Origin of the sequence: Marinobacter halodurans (assembly GCF_004327985.1) — a bacterium.
Lineage (GTDB): Bacteria > Pseudomonadota > Gammaproteobacteria > Pseudomonadales > Oleiphilaceae > Marinobacter_A > Marinobacter_A halodurans.
The window spans coordinates 1-369 of record NZ_SJDL01000207.1 but is presented as its reverse complement, the minus strand read 5'-3'; the positions used below and the strand labels follow the sequence as shown (position 1 = coordinate 369).

General features: G+C 49.9%; 1 protein-coding gene. It reads right to left on the bottom strand.

The features are described 5' to 3' along the window. Window positions 1–56: 56 nt before the first annotated feature. Window positions 57–369, bottom strand: a 313-nt coding sequence (locus EZI54_RS25000; RefSeq protein ID WP_207389364.1) for a hypothetical protein, incomplete at its 5' end; no start/stop codon positions are given.

Genomic DNA, 369 nt, shown 5'->3' with positions numbered 1-369 from the left:
CCGGTCCGGTGGAGGCCCGTTAGGGCTGGAACGTACTTGAATAACTTGTTAAATGTTTAGACCAGCACAATTGCTGAAACCAACCCCACCACTACCAAGATAGCCGACACCCGCATAAGCATCTTGTGATTTGCCCTAGTCAGTACTCGGTAATTCCGAAACCAGAAATGCCCGATAAGTAGACCCGCCACACCAAACCACAACAGTGAAACTAGATAAGCACTGTAGCCGTGATAAACAGCGGTCGAACTACGCCCCCAGAACACGGCTTCGGCACCCGACAAAAGCAACATCGTGTACCCAATGAGCACCAGGGGCAAAAAAACACCGAGTGTCAGAGTCTCTATCTTTTTGAAGCGAGGAATGTTG